The 13,025-nt window shown below is 69.3% G+C and carries 13 protein-coding genes; 4 read left to right on the top strand and 9 right to left on the bottom strand.

Translation table 11 applies throughout. The annotated features are described in order from the left end of the window. Positions 1–30 precede the first annotated feature (30 nt). Entirely contained in the window at positions 31–1,269 is a 1,239-nt protein-coding gene (locus tag FHR19_RS09300; protein ID WP_184027303.1) for a TIGR04063 family PEP-CTERM/XrtA system glycosyltransferase, read from the top strand. Beyond that, entirely contained in the window at positions 1,266–2,072 is an 807-nt protein-coding gene (locus tag FHR19_RS09305) for a hypothetical protein (protein WP_184027305.1), read from the top strand. The genes FHR19_RS09300 and FHR19_RS09305 overlap by 4 nt, the downstream gene beginning before the upstream one ends. Here the strand turns inward: FHR19_RS09305 and FHR19_RS09310 are convergent. Together FHR19_RS09310 and FHR19_RS09315 are read right to left on the bottom strand one after the other, a co-directional pair. Further along, positions 2,069–2,383 (bottom strand): hypothetical protein, encoded by a 315-nt coding sequence (locus FHR19_RS09310; RefSeq protein WP_184027308.1) that lies wholly within the window; start codon positions 2,381–2,383, stop codon positions 2,069–2,071. The two genes, FHR19_RS09305 and FHR19_RS09310, sit on opposite strands and share 4 nt — an antisense overlap. Next, on the bottom strand, positions 2,383–2,559 hold the full coding sequence (locus FHR19_RS09315) for a hypothetical protein (protein ID WP_184027310.1): 177 nt from the start codon (positions 2,557–2,559) through the stop codon (positions 2,383–2,385). Before FHR19_RS09315 ends, FHR19_RS09310 begins: the two co-directional genes overlap by 1 nt. Before the next feature lie 88 nt (positions 2,560–2,647). Between FHR19_RS09315 and FHR19_RS09320 the strand changes: the two genes are divergently transcribed. Continuing rightward, on the top strand, positions 2,648–3,268 hold the full coding sequence (locus FHR19_RS09320) for a S24 family peptidase (protein ID WP_184027312.1): 621 nt from the start codon (positions 2,648–2,650) through the stop codon (positions 3,266–3,268). Here FHR19_RS09320 and FHR19_RS09325 read toward each other — a convergent pair. Continuing rightward, on the bottom strand, positions 3,263–3,442 hold the full coding sequence (locus FHR19_RS09325; protein WP_184027315.1) for a hypothetical protein: 180 nt from the start codon (positions 3,440–3,442) through the stop codon (positions 3,263–3,265). The two genes, FHR19_RS09320 and FHR19_RS09325, sit on opposite strands and share 6 nt — an antisense overlap. A 157-nt stretch (positions 3,443–3,599) precedes the next feature. Here FHR19_RS09325 and FHR19_RS09330 point away from each other — a divergent pair, with 157 nt between their 5' ends. After that, the gene (locus FHR19_RS09330; protein ID WP_184027317.1) at positions 3,600–3,812 is read left to right on the top strand and encodes a hypothetical protein; all 213 of its coding nucleotides are present in this window, start codon (positions 3,600–3,602) and stop codon (positions 3,810–3,812) included. On the opposite strand, the gene FHR19_RS09335 is transcribed toward FHR19_RS09330, so the two are convergent. The 6 genes from FHR19_RS09335 to FHR19_RS09360 are packed head-to-tail and all read right to left on the bottom strand — an operon-like array spanning position 3,806 to position 12,685. Continuing rightward, positions 3,806–5,596 carry a glycoside hydrolase family 9 protein gene (locus FHR19_RS09335; protein ID WP_184027320.1) on the bottom strand — a complete coding sequence of 597 codons (1,791 nt, stop codon included), beginning with the start codon at positions 5,594–5,596 and terminating at the stop codon, positions 3,806–3,808. The genes FHR19_RS09330 and FHR19_RS09335 overlap by 7 nt on opposite strands. 13 nt (positions 5,597–5,609) lie before the next feature. Continuing rightward, on the bottom strand, positions 5,610–6,635 hold the full coding sequence (locus FHR19_RS09340; RefSeq protein ID WP_184027322.1) for a cupin-like domain-containing protein: 1,026 nt from the start codon (positions 6,633–6,635) through the stop codon (positions 5,610–5,612). After that, positions 6,632–8,164: a tryptophan 7-halogenase gene (locus FHR19_RS09345; protein WP_184027324.1), complete on the bottom strand. Its 1,533-nt coding sequence runs from the start codon at positions 8,162–8,164 to the stop codon at positions 6,632–6,634. The genes FHR19_RS09340 and FHR19_RS09345 overlap by 4 nt, the downstream gene beginning before the upstream one ends. Further along, positions 8,161–9,756, bottom strand: a complete 1,596-nt coding sequence (locus tag FHR19_RS09350) for a tryptophan halogenase family protein (RefSeq protein ID WP_184027326.1) — start codon at positions 9,754–9,756, stop codon at positions 8,161–8,163. The genes FHR19_RS09345 and FHR19_RS09350 overlap by 4 nt, the downstream gene beginning before the upstream one ends. Beyond that, positions 9,753–11,177, bottom strand: a complete 1,425-nt coding sequence (locus FHR19_RS09355; RefSeq protein ID WP_343053223.1) for a tryptophan 7-halogenase — start codon at positions 11,175–11,177, stop codon at positions 9,753–9,755. The genes FHR19_RS09350 and FHR19_RS09355 overlap by 4 nt, the downstream gene beginning before the upstream one ends. Continuing rightward, the gene (locus FHR19_RS09360; protein WP_184027331.1) at positions 11,174–12,685 is read right to left on the bottom strand and encodes a tryptophan halogenase family protein; all 1,512 of its coding nucleotides are present in this window, start codon (positions 12,683–12,685) and stop codon (positions 11,174–11,176) included. Before FHR19_RS09360 ends, FHR19_RS09355 begins: the two co-directional genes overlap by 4 nt. Between the last annotated feature and the right edge of the window lie 340 nt (positions 12,686–13,025).

Genomic DNA, 13,025 nt, shown 5'->3' on the forward strand with positions numbered 1-13,025 from the left:
CGTTAAACCCTGTCGTGGCAGGAACACGTCATGCGTATCCTCCACGTCCTCGACCACGGGCTGCCGCTCCACAGCGGCTATAGTTTCCGCACGCGCGCGATCCTGAAGGCACAGGTGGCGCGCGGCTGGGCGGTCGCGGGCGTGACCGGCCCGCGCTACAACGTCGTCGATGCGCCGGTCGAGACGTTCGACGGCCTCGATTTTCACCGGAGCTCGATGCGCCCTGCCGGCCCCCCGCCGCTAGGCGAATGGCGCGAGATCGGCGTGTTCGCCCGCGCGATCGAGCGGGCGGTCGATGCCTTTCGCCCCGACATTCTCCACGCGCATTCGCCTGTCATGGGGGCGTTGGCGGCGCTGCGCGTCGCAAAGAAGCGCGGTCTGCCGCTGCTCTACGAAATCCGCGCCTTCTGGGAAGATGCGGCGGTCGGCAACGGGACGGGGCGGGAGGGATCGGCCAAGTACCGCGTCACCCGCGCGCTCGAAACCTGGGCGTGCCGACGCGTCGATGCGGTGGGCGTCATTTGCGAGGGGCTGCGCGGCGACCTGATCGCGCGCGGCATTCCCGGGACCAAGATCATGGTCAGCCCCAACGGCGTCGACCTGTCGCTGTTCGGCGAGCCGCCGGCGCGCGATGAACGGCTGGCGGCCGAACTGGGGATGGGGGACGAGGTCGTCGGCTATGTCGGCAGCTTCTATGATTATGAGGGGCTGGACGATCTGATCGCCGCGATACCCGCGCTGGTCGCGAAGCGGCCGCAGGCGCAGCTTTTGATGGTGGGCGGCGGGCCGATGGAGCCACAGCTTCGCGCCGCAGCCGAAGCCTCGCCCGTCGCCAGCCGCATCCGCTTCGTCGGGCGCGTGCCGCATAACGTGGTCGAGCGTTATTACAGCCTGATCGACGTGCTGGCCTATCCGCGCAAGCATATGCGGCTGACCGATCTCGTCACGCCGCTGAAACCGCTGGAGGCGATGGCGCAGGGCAAGCTGGTCGCCGCTTCGAATGTCGGCGGGCATCGCGAACTGATCGAGGACGGGGTGACGGGCACGTTGTTCGGGCCCGACGATCCCGCCGCGATCGCGACGGCGCTGGCCGACCTGTTCGAGAACCGCGCCGGCTGGGATGCGCGGCGAGCGCGGGCGCGTGCGTTCGTCGAGCGCGAGCGTAACTGGTCGTCAAATATTTCCCGCTACCAGCCTGTTTACCAACGGCTTGCACAGGCCGCAGCAACGGACGGAACATGGTCGCGCTTACCGCCAGTCAACGCATGAAAGCCGATCCGAAATGGGCTGCCACGGGCATTGTCGCGCTATTCGCGGGGCTGGTTGCGGCATTGCTGCCCGCCTGGCGGATCGAGTCGCTGGTAACGGATATCGGGCTGCCCGCGCTGCTGCCTGCCGCGGCGCCGCCGCTGGGCACGACGTTTCGCATCGGCCTGATCCTCGCGGCGATGGCCGGGGCGGGTGCGGCGACCTGGGCCGCGGTCGGCCGGTTCGCGCCGACCCGCCGCGTCGTCCGCACCGTCACCCGCCGCGCCGACCGCCATTCCGATGCGCCGGTGCGCGAGCCGGTGATGGCGATGCGCGACCTGGGCACGCCGTTTCTCGACGTGGGTGTGAGACCGCCTGAGCAGGACATTCCGCGCGACCTCGACCTGCCGCTCGCCGCCTTTGATCCCACGGCGATCCCGGAAACGCCGCTGACGCCGAGCGAGCCGGTCAAACCGCTCTACCGGGCCGAGCCGGCGATCGATGCCGCGCCGCCGGTCCCGGCCGATCCGCCGCTCCCCGATCCCGAGCCCGATCCCGATCCCGATCCCGTCATCGAGCATGTGCGCATCGAAACCTTCGAGGTGACGCCGAGTTATCGCCAGCCGGTCTTGGCCGCGGTGCCCGACATCGACGACGCGCCGGCGATCACCGCGCCCGAGACCGAGGCGACGATCCACGCGCTGCTCGATCGGCTGGAGCGCGGGGTGCGCCGTCGCGGCGGCGGCCCCGCGCTCGTCGAGCGGGCCCATTCGGACGACCTCGACGAGGCGCTCGCCACACTTCGACGCTTCGCCGGGCGCTAAGTGGTCTCGACCGTCAGCGCCTCGATCCGGGCGCTGATCGAGGCGGGGTTGGTCCGCGTCGCAACGACGGTGCAGTCCGCGAGCAATTGTCCACGCATTGGCAAGTCCATCTCGCCGAGGTTGCCGAGCCACGCCCGCGACGCGCGGTCCGTCCCGACCTGCAGGTCGAGGACATGACGCGCGCCGGCAAAGGTCGCGCTGGCCCAGCGCGTCGCGCTTGCCTCGACGATCCGCATCGGCACCCCGGCCCCCGCCGCGGAAAGAGTGAGCGCGCGCTCGATCAGCGCGCCAGCATCGGGTCCGCGCGCCATCAGTTGGCACCTTCGGCCAGATAGGCCTCGATCCGCCGGCGCATCGACGGTCCCGGCTCGCGCCCGCGACGCATGTCGAGGACGAGGCGCGGATCGCGCGCGACTCGCCGTCCGAACAACGTGACCGGCGTGCCCGTCGCCTTCAGATGTGCCTCGATCCGCGGCAGCAATTCCATCTCGCATCTCCCGTTCCCGACTCATTTGTTCTATTTCTGTTCTCATTTCCAACTTGTCTAGGAAAAATCCTATGCCTATGGGTCGGTCATGATGATCGAGGATCCGAGGGCGGCGCTGGCGCGGATCGCTGGGGAGCGGGGGGTGAGCCTGTCGCGGCTGTCGCGGCTGATCGGGCGCAATGCGGCCTATATCCAGCAGCACGTGACGCGCGGATCGCCGCGGCGATTGGACGAGCGGGACCGCGAGACGATCGCAGCATTCCTCGGCATCGAGGAGGCGGCGCTGGGCGGGCGGGGTCCCGGAACGGTCGCGGTCGCGCGCTTCGACCTTGCCGCATCGGCGGGGCCGGGGGGCATTGCCGAGATCGAGGCGCCGCGAGCCGCGCTGATGCTGCCGCCCGAAACGCTCGCGGGGCTGGGGGTGCGGGCCGCCGACGCCTCGATGATCCGGGTCGCGGGCGACTCGATGGTGCCGACGTTATGGCCGGGCGACGACATCCTCGTCGATGCGGGCCAGACGGCGGTGCGGGGGAAGGGCGGGGTCTATGTCCTGCGCCTCGATGACGTGCTGATGGTCAAGCGCGTCGCGCGTGACGCTGGCGGGCTGGTCGTCACCAGCGACAACCCGGAGGCCCCGTCGCCGGGCGAAGTGGCGGCGGATCGCGCGGCGATTATCGGCCGCGTCGTCTGGGTCAGCCGGACGTTATGACCGGCGGTCGCGCCGCCAGATGAGTAGCGAGATGACCGCGCCGACGACGATACCACCGATAAGGCCGAGCGACGGCTGACGCAGCGCGACACCGATCGCCGACCCACCAAGGATCGTCAGCGCGAGGATGCCACCGCCCGCCACGGGGCCGCGATTTCGTCGGGGATCAGCCATGGCGAGCGCCTTGCCACGTCCCGCCGCGGGACGCCACCCGTCCCGCCCCGGCACGGCGGTCCCGGCGGGGGACGGGGCCATCTGAGCCGTTAACTTTCGTATCGCGCGCGTAACCGTCGTGGCTGGTGGTTGGCACGCGTCTTGGTATGTGGCGAGCATGACGAGCTTTTACCTGCCCGATGCGGCCGCGCTTCGCGATGCCGAACAATTGATCGCGAGCCTGGGCGGGGATGCCGAAAACGAAGCCAATGCGCGGGCCGCGCGCAGCCGCGACATCGGCAATCACATCGCCTTTTGCCGGTGGCGCCAGATCGGCCGGCTGATCGCGTTCCTGGGCGACGACGGCGCGGAAGCCCCGACGCTTCACTGAGCCGCGGGGCGGTCCAGATAAGCCGCCACCCAGACCAGCGGCGCGTTCCAGTTCACCGCGACCTCGTTCCAGGCAAAGGCGCGCACGTCGTCGGCATAGCAACGCTGCGCCGCGCACTTGCCCTCGCTCTGCCTGGCGACCGGGTCGGCAAAGGCGGTGTTGTTCGCGCCGCCCGACAGCGTCCCCGGCGGCGGGCCGGGTAGCGAAGGGTCGAGGCTGGGCGCCCAGAAGCGGTGGTGCGGGTTGGCGAGCGGCTTCCACCCGAAGCCGGCGACGTAGCTCTGGTTGATCGGGTTGCGACCGAGCACATAGTCGGCCGCGTCGATCATGCCCGCCCGGTACTTCGCGTCGCCCGTCACCTTATGCGCGGCGCCCAGCACCACCCCGCGGTTGAGGATCGCGCCGTTCGATCCCCACGGATAGCGCGTGCCGCCATATGGCAGGCGATAGCCCGCCCGGTCGCGGTCGGCGAGGAAGCGGTCGGCGAGCGCGGTGATGCGCGTCCGCTCGTGAGTGCCGATTGCCGGGTCGATGCCGGGCAGCGTCGCCAGCGTGATCGTGCCGAGCGTGGCGGTGCCGCCCCAACTCGGCTCGCGGTCGGGCGTGTCGTTCCAGTGTGGCGACCGAGTGAGGGCAGTGCGATAGGCCGGGTCGCCGGTGGTCGCGAACAGCTCCGCCGCAGTCCAGAACAGCTCGTCCGACACGTCGCCGTCGCCGTAACTGCCGCTGCCGGTAAAGGCGGTGGCGGCATAGACCTCCGGGTTTCGCTCGGCCGCGGCGAAGGCGCGCTTGGCGGCGTCGAGGCATTTCGCGGCGAAGGCGGGGTCGATCTTGGCCCAGATGCGCGCGCCCTGTGCCGCGACGGCGGCGAGGTTGAGCGTGGCCGCAGTGCTCGGCGGATAGAGGAGCCGCGCCTCGCGATCGTCGGCGGGGCGCATCGGCAGGCCGGTCCAGTTGGCGTCGGCGATCTTGTGATGCGCCATGCCGCCGGCATCGACCATCGTCGGGTTCATCGCGCCGCCGCCGCGCTGGTGCCCGATCGGCAGCGGCGTCCGCGTCCCCTCCGGCACCTGCATCTTCAGGAGGAACTCCAGTTCATAGCGCGCTTCGTCGAGCAGGTCGGAGACGCCGTTTCCCGCCTCTGGCAGCGCGGCGCTCTTGTCGGGAAACGCGCCGGTGACTTCGTGGAGATTCAGGAGCGTCCAGACCGCGATGCCGCCGTTGACGACGTATTTGCCGTGGTCGCCCGCGTCGTACCAGCCGCCGGTCACGTCGACTGGATCGGCGCAGCCCGGCCAGTCGGTGCCGCGCGGATCCCTGCCCTTGAAGCACGTGGCCACCTCACGCGGATGCCCGGCGGGACGCGCCCAGCGATCGCCGCCGGCATAGCGCGCCTCGATCGGGACCCCGGCGCGCTGCTGGTAGAAGAAGTTGAGTGCGCCCTTCGCCAGCGGCCCGTACAGGCCGGGCCGGATCGCGAAGGAGCGGCTTTCCGCTCCGGCGATGGCGAGGCGGTATTCGCCGGGTGCGGCAAGCGTGCTGAAATCGACGATCTGGACGCGGTCGCCCGAGGCTTCGTCCGTGCCGCCGGGCTGGGTGCGGCCGCTGGCCACGACCTTGCCCGCGGTATCGACGACGCGCCAGTCGAGTGGGGCATCGCTGTTGGTCGCGACGATCGCGCGCTTGGGACCGTCGGGCAGAAAGCCGATCTGATTGAGATGGATCGCAGGCGGCGGAGATTGTGCCGCTACCGCTAACAGAGCAATGCTCGCGAACGGGATCATTGGCAATCGCTCCTCAGGTGGGTTGGGTCAGCTGGTGGGCCAGTGTCTGGCGGATGCGCGCGGCCAGCTCGTCGTCGATGTCGCCGAGGACGCCGCGCACGTTCTCCGGCAGATGCGCGGCCGGATCGCGGTCGGGGCGGAAGACGAGATGGTCGAACATCGTCCGCCACGCCGCACGCTGGTCGTCCGGCAGCGAGCCGAGCGCGAGCAGCGAATGGAGAAGCGCGTCATAGGCGGCGGCGGGCGGCTTCGCGGCCGAGCTCCACCACCAGTTCATCAGGATGTTGACCGGCCCCAGCGAGTCGACAGCGTGCCACCAGTGAAAGGGGATGTAGATCGCATCGCCCGGCTCCAGCGTCGCAACCCTCGCGGTCCGCGCCGCCTCGGCAAAGCGCGGGAAGCGGTCGAGGTCGGGGGCGGCCGGATCGACCAGGCTGACGGGCGTACCCGCGGGCGTCAGTTCGAGCGGCCCCATATAGAGGTTCGCGACCTGTTCGGGTGGGAACAGCGTGAACCGGCGGCGGCCGGCGACGACGACGCCGACATTCTCCTGCAAATCGTAATGCGTCGCCACGCGGATCGCGTTACCCAGCCACAGCCGCGGCACGACCGACGCATCGACCAGATCGTGCCCGTTCTCGCGCTCGAACCCCGGCACCAGATCGGCGGCGGGGATCGACTGGACCGCCATCGCATAGGGGCGGGGGTGCTCCCGGTCCCGCAGCAGCCGGTCAAGGAACGGGGCAAGCGGCGACTGGCCGCGGTTGAAGTTGAGCGCGGTGAGGTCGTCGGTATAGCCGAACCGCCCCTCGATCTCGGGCGCGCCGACGATCGCGTTGACGGGCCGCTCGTGGCTGAACCGCTTGAGATAGGCGACCAGCGCCTCGTCCCCCGCCCGCGCCGCGTGCACCACCGGCCAGTCGCCGCCGAGCCCGCGGATGACCACCGGCTCGCCTGCGGGCCGCACCTCGGCATCGAACGCCGAGCGCGTCAGCCCCGCGACCTCGCTGATCGGCGCGGGCGTGGGCAGGGCGGTCACGACGCGCGCCGGAGCGGCGTCAGGTCGCAGCCGATGCGGCGCAGGAACCCCTCATGCTCGGGCATCGCCGCCGCGGTCTGTGCCACCACCTCGCGGATGTGGCGAAGGCGATCGAGCGTCTCGGCATCGGGAAACAGATCGGCGACGGGGTGATAGCCCTGCGGCTCGATCCCCTGGCCCGCCATCACCGACAGCCAGCTCGTCTCGGTGAACAGCTCCTCATGCTCGCGAAAGATGCGGCCGTTCCGCCGGAACATGTCGAGCTTGTAGGCGAGCCCCTCGGGCGGGGTCAGCGTGCGGCAATAGTCCCAGAACGGCGTGTCGTCGCGCTCGGTCGCGGTATAATGAAGGATCAGGAAGTCGCGGATATCGACATATTCCTGCGCCGTCTCCGCATTGAACCGCGCAATCTCGACCGGATCGAAGGCCTTCGTCGGCCACAGCGTCATCAGCCGCGCGATGCCCGACTGGACGAGGTGGATGCTGGTCGATTCGAGCGGTTCGAGGAACCCGCCGGCCAGCCCGAGCGAGACGACGTTTCCCTTCCACGCCTCGCGCCGGTGGCCCGCCTTGAAGCGGAGCGGGCGCGGTTCGGCGAGCGGGGCGCCGTCGAGATTGGCGAGCAGTGTCGCCGCCGCCTCGTCATCCGACACATGCGCGCTCGAATAGACGTAGCCGTTGCCGGTGCGGTGCTGGAGCGGGATGCGCCATTGCCAGCCCGCGGGGCGCGCGGTGGCGCGGGTGATCGGCAGGCGGTCGCCGCTCGACTCGCACGGGACAGCCAGTGCGCGGTCGCAGGGGAGCCAGCTCGACCAATCCTCGAACCCCGCGCCCATCGCGCCGTCGATAAGGAGCCCGCGAAAGCCGGAGCTGTCGACGAACAACTCGCCCTCGACCCGGCGGCCATCGGCGAGGACGACGGCGGTGACGTGGCCGCTTGTCCCATCCTTCACCACATCGACGATCCGCCCCTCGGTGCGTTTGACGCCCCAGCGCTCCGCGAGCTTGCGTAGGTAGCGGGCATAGAGCGCAGCATCGAACTGGAACGCGTAGCCGATCTTCGACAAGGGCGAATTGGGCTGGTCGGGGCGGGGATGCGCGAACTTGCCCGCCTGTCCCGCGACGCAGCTCAGCGAATAGGCGTCGAGCGGCGTGCGGTCGCCCAGCATCCGCGCCTTCAGCCAGTGATGGTGGAACTGGATGCCGCCCATGTCGATGCCGTAGAAGCCGAATGGGTGGACGTATCGGTGGCCGATCCGCGTCCAGTCGACGAACTCGATGCCGAGCTTGTAGGTCGCGTGCGTTTCGCGCACGAACTCGGCCTCGTCGAAGCCGAGCATCGCGTTGTAGAGGCAGATCTGCGGGATCGTCGCCTCGCCCACGCCGACGGTGCCGATCTCCTCCGATTCGACCAGCTCGATCTCAAGGCCCGGCAGTTCGCCCACGACGCGCGAGATGCCCGCCGCGGTCATCCAGCCCGCGGTGCCGCCGCCGACGATCACGACCTTGCGGATCGCCTCGTCCCTCACAGGCTGAAGTTCCGGTCGGCAAACGGGGTCTCGTTCTCGAACGAAAAGGTCGGGAGCGCGGGTTCGACGGGCTTAGGCGCGGCGAGCGGGGAGGCGGCGCCGCTCTTTTCGATGAACTCGGCATGGGTGGGCAGGCGCTGGGCCACGGCTTGATATTCCTCGTACATTTGCGCCAGCGCCGCGGCGACCTTCTCCTCGTCAAGGGCGTCGGCGGCGGGCTCGTGCGTTTCGGGCACGATATGCTGGCCCAGGCATACGGCAACCCAGCTCGTCGTCGCAAACAGCTCCTGCCCCTCGCGGAACAGCCGGCCCTTGGCGCCGAACAGGTCGATCTTGCGGTTGAGGCTGTCGGGCACGTCCATCGTGCGGCAATGGTTCCAGAAGGGCGTGTCGCTGCGCCGCGTCGCTTTGTAGTGCAGCACCACGAAATCGCGCACGTCCTCATACAGGTCGCGCATCTGGCGGTTGTATTCGTCGCGTTCGATGGGGTCGAAGCGCAGGTCGGGGAACAGCGCGATCAGCCGCGCGATGCCCGACTGGATGAAATGGATCGAGGTGGATTCCAGCGGCTCGATGAACCCGCTCGACAGGCCGAGCGCGACGACGTTCCGGTTCCAGCATTGCCGCCGCCGCCCGGTGGTGAAGCGGATGCGGCGCGGGTCTGCAAGCGGCTCGCCCTCCAGGTTGGCCAGCAGTTCCGCCTCCGCCGCGTCGTCGTCCATGAACTTGCTCGAATAGACGAGGCCGTTGCCCATCCGGTGCTGGAGCGGGATGCGCCATTGCCAGCCCGACCCGCGGGCGGTGGCGCGCGTGAAGGGATCGGGCTCGCCCGGCAGCGCGCATGGCACCGCGACGGCGCGATCGGCGGGCAGCCAGCGCGTCCAGTCGTCATATCCGGTGCCGAGCGCCTCCTCGATCAGCAGCCCGCGAAAGCCCGAACAATCGACGAACAGATCGCCCTCGATCCGCTGGCCGTCCGCCAGCGTCACCGACGCGACATGGCCGTCGGCGGGCCGCGTCTCGACCGCCTCGATCTTCCCCTCGATCCGGGTGACGCCGCCGCGCTCGGCATAGCGGCGCAGGAACGCGGCATAGCGACCCGCGTCGAAGTGGAAGGCGTAGAGCAGTTCCTTGACCGCCGACTTCGCATCGGGCGACGGGCGGCCGAACTTCCCCGCGCCCGCCGCGACCGCGCTCATCGACCAGGCCGAAATGTCAGGGATCTGCCGGCGCGCCCGCTCGCGCAGCCAGAGCTGATGGAAATGCACGCCCTGAAGGTCGCGGCCGTGGAAACCGAAGGGATGGAAATAGCGCTCGCCGAGGCCACCCCAGTCGACGAACTCGATGCCCAGCTTGAACGTGCCCGCGGTTTCGCGAAGGAACTCGCCCTCATCGATGCCGAGCATCCGGTTGAAGGTGAGGATCGGCGGGATCGTCGCCTCGCCCACGCCCACGGTGCCGATCTCGTCCGATTCGACCAGCGTGATCCGCGTGACGCCGTTGGCGAGAAAGCGCGAGAACGCCGCCGCCGCCATCCAGCCGGCGGTGCCGCCGCCGACGATGACGACGTTGCGGATGGTATGCTCGTTCATGAAAGGACCTGTCGGTGGAGCGCCTGAAGGAAGGCGGCATGCGTGGGGGCGCGCGCGGCGGCGGCGGCCAGGGCGTCGCGATGGCGGGCCATGCCGGCCGCGATCGGTGCGGGGTCGATTGCCTCGACCATCGGGTCGATCCGGCGCGGACGCACGCCTTGCCCGAGCAGCACCGCAAGCCATGAGTCGCGCGCGAACGTCTCCTCCTCATAGAAGGGCAGGCGGCCGCGCTCGGCGAACTGCGTCAGCGTGTGCGCGAGCGTGTCGGGCAGCTCGACCGCCGCCATGTCGCGCCAGAACGGCTCGGGCCGGCGTGTGGTGACGTAATGGAGGAGAAGGAAGTCGCGGACCCGCGCCGCCTCGTCGCGCGCCTGCCGGTTGAACTCGGCGATCTCGACCGGCGCGCAGTCTCGGCCCGGCATCATCGTCACCAGCCGGTCGATGCCGCTCAGCGCCAGATGGAGGTTGGTCCATTCGAGCGGCTCAACCATCGTCGCCGCATCGCCGATCGCGACGACGTTCTTCGCCCAGGGCTCGGCATGGCTGCCCGCGGCAAAGGCGATGCCGCCGGGGCGGGGATCATGCGCGCTCGACCAGCAGGCGCCGGTGGTGGTCTGCACGGCGCCCTCGATGCGGAAGCGCCAGCCCGCATCGATGGCCTCGACCATATCGAGCGAGGCCGGCGGCGCCGCCGTCGGTGCTGCATCAATCGCCAGCCGGTCGCAGGGCAGCCAGCGTTGCCAGTCGGTGCGGTCTCCCCCGACCGCCGAGCGTAGCGTCGCGGCGGGCCCGGTCGCATCGACGAACAGGTCGGCGACAAGCGGCCCGGCGCCGGTCTCGATCGCCTCGACGAAGCCGTCCGCGCGGTGACGCACGCTTCTCAGTTCGCTCACCGCCTCTCGCACGCCGAGGTGCCGGGCAAAGGCACGCAGCATCGCGGCCTGAGCGGACAGGTCGAGGACGAGGCCGTATTCATACAAGTCCACCGGCGGCTCGCCGGGCAGCAGGAAGCGCCCCTCGCGCCCCAGCGCCGCGGCGGGGGCGTAGCGATCGAACGGCGCGTCGCCGGTGCGCAGCCAGTGCTGGTGAAAGGCCGACCCCGCGATCGCCTGTCCGTGCGCGCCATAGCTGTGGACATAGTCGGGCAGCCCCTCGGCCCAGCCGACGAAGCGCGTCCCCAGCCTGAACGCCGCGCGCGTGCGGACGATCGCGTCCGCCTCCGACAGGCCGAGGTCGCCGTGAAAGGCGAGCACGGACGGCAGCGTCGCCGGCAGCCGGTCGGCAAAGGCATCCGCAGGCGGCTGGATCGGCAGCACCGTAACGTCCAGATGCGGCAGACACCGCTTTAGTGCCGCCGCCGCCGCCCAGCCGGTGATGCCGCCCCCCGCAACGACGACCGACTGCATCGGCTCGCCGCTCACGCCGCTTCCGCCATCGGGCAATAGCGGTGTATGAAATCGAGATGCCCCGGCATCGCCGCCGCGGTCGCCGAAACCTCCTGCCTGAGCGCGGCCATGCTGCGCAGCAAATCAGCGTCGGTGGGTAGCCCGGCGCGCGGATCGAACCCCTCGGGCACAACGCGCTGGCCGAGATAGACCGCGACCCAACTGGCATCGAGGAACACGCCCTCGCGATACTTCACGATGCGCCCACGGCGGCGAAACAGCTCGATCTTCTCGGCAAGGCTGTCGGGGATCGGCATCGTGCGGACATAGTTCCAGAAGTCCGAATCGTCCCGCTCGGTCGCGTGATAATGGAGGATCAGGAAGTCACGGATCCGGTCATATTCGAGGTCGATGATCCGGTTGAACTCGTCCCGGTCGGCATCGGCAATATCGTTCTCCGGCCACAGTTCGACCAGCGCGGTGATCGCCTGCTGGACGAGGTAGATGCTCGTCGACTCAAGCGGCTCCAGGAACCCGCTCGCCAGCCCGACCGCGACGCAGTTGCGCACCCAGCTGCGCTCGCGCCGCCCCGCGCGGAAACGGAGGAGGCGGGGGGAGGCCATCGGCTCGCCCTCGACCGCCGCCTCGATCGCGGATGCGGCCTCGTCGTCCGACACGAACGCGCTCGAATAGACATAGCCGTTGCCGGTGCGGTGCTGGAGCGGGATGCGCCAGCGCCAGCCCGCGGGCATCGCGATCGCGCTGGTATAGGGCGTCACGTCGGTGCGTGTCCGGCACGGCATCGCCGCCGCCCGGTCGGCGGGCAGCCAGCGCGACCAGTCCTGGAACGGCTCGCCGAGCGCCTCGCCCAGGAGAAGCGAGCGAAAGCCCGAGCAGTCGACGAACAGGTCGCCCTCGATCCGATTGCCCCCCTCCAGCACAACCGCGCGGATATCGCCACGCTCGCCGTCGAGCTCGACGTCGACCACGCGGCCCTCCGTCCGCGTCGCACCCATCCCCTCGGCGATCGCGCGCAGATAGGGGGCGAAGAGCACCGCATCGAACTGATAGGCATAGCCGAAGGTGCCGGCGAGGCTCGCGGGATCGCCGGGCGGCGCGAACTTGCCCATCCGCGCCATCATGCACGCGACCGAGAATTGCTCGAGCGGCGGCACGTCGCGCCCCTCCAGCCGGGCGCGCGTCCAATAGTGGTGGAAATCGACCTCGCCATGCCCGCGCCCGAACGTGCCGAACGGGTGGACATAGCTGTCGCCGACCCGCCCCCAGTCGCGAAACTCGATGCCGAGTTTGAACGTCGCGCGGGTCCAGCGCATGAAGTCGGCTTCGGCGATCCCCAGCCGTTCGTTGAAATGGCGGATGTGCGGCAGCGTCGCCTCGCCCACGCCGACGATCCCGATCGCTTCAGATTCGACGAGGTGGATTGAGCAGCGTTTCGGCAGCAGGCGCGCGAGTGCCGCCGCCGCCATCCAGCCCGATGTACCGCCCCCCACGATCACGACTCGCTGCGCGCGTCCGTCGGTCATTGCCGCTGCCTCAACGCCCTTCTCCCGCCACCTTGGCTCGACGATCATGCTGCGCGCGTCAAGCCGCGGCAAACGGCTGCATGTTGCATGATGGCAACATCATTTTCATGATTTCGTATGCAGGCTCGCGAAGATGTTACCGCAAACAAATTTGCTTGCTCAAGACCCGAAATGACGATTACTGTTGCATTCAAGGCATGGCCAACATGTCAGGTGCTAACGGGGGGAGAGGATCATGGCCTTTACTGGCTCTGAGACGCTGCGCGGAATGAAGACGCGCGAAATCGGCAAGTTGTTGAAGTGTGGCGTTTCCGTGGGTGCGGTCTGCACCTTCGCGCTT

Source organism: Sphingomonas yantingensis (assembly GCF_014199325.1).
GTDB lineage: Bacteria > Pseudomonadota > Alphaproteobacteria > Sphingomonadales > Sphingomonadaceae > Sphingomonas > Sphingomonas yantingensis.

What these genes read in the sequence shown, in the direction of transcription:
- FHR19_RS09300 (WP_184027303.1), top strand. Translation starts at nt 31, where the DNA reads ATGCGTATCCTCCACGTCCTCGACCACGGGCTGCCGCTCCACAGCGGC.
- FHR19_RS09305 (WP_184027305.1), top strand. Translation starts at nt 1,266, where the DNA reads ATGAAAGCCGATCCGAAATGGGCTGCCACGGGCATTGTCGCGCTATTC.
- FHR19_RS09310 (WP_184027308.1), bottom strand. Translation starts at nt 2,383, where the DNA reads ATGGCGCGCGGACCCGATGCTGGCGCGCTGATCGAGCGCGCGCTCACT.
- FHR19_RS09315 (WP_184027310.1), bottom strand. Translation starts at nt 2,559, where the DNA reads ATGGAATTGCTGCCGCGGATCGAGGCACATCTGAAGGCGACGGGCACG.
- FHR19_RS09320 (WP_184027312.1), top strand. Translation starts at nt 2,648, where the DNA reads ATGATGATCGAGGATCCGAGGGCGGCGCTGGCGCGGATCGCTGGGGAG.
- FHR19_RS09325 (WP_184027315.1), bottom strand. Translation starts at nt 3,442, where the DNA reads ATGGCTGATCCCCGACGAAATCGCGGCCCCGTGGCGGGCGGTGGCATC.
- FHR19_RS09330 (WP_184027317.1), top strand. Translation starts at nt 3,600, where the DNA reads ATGACGAGCTTTTACCTGCCCGATGCGGCCGCGCTTCGCGATGCCGAA.
- FHR19_RS09335 (WP_184027320.1), bottom strand. Translation starts at nt 5,596, where the DNA reads ATGATCCCGTTCGCGAGCATTGCTCTGTTAGCGGTAGCGGCACAATCT.
- FHR19_RS09350 (WP_184027326.1), bottom strand. Translation starts at nt 9,756, where the DNA reads ATGAACGAGCATACCATCCGCAACGTCGTCATCGTCGGCGGCGGCACC.
- FHR19_RS09360 (WP_184027331.1), bottom strand. Translation starts at nt 12,685, where the DNA reads ATGACCGACGGACGCGCGCAGCGAGTCGTGATCGTGGGGGGCGGTACA.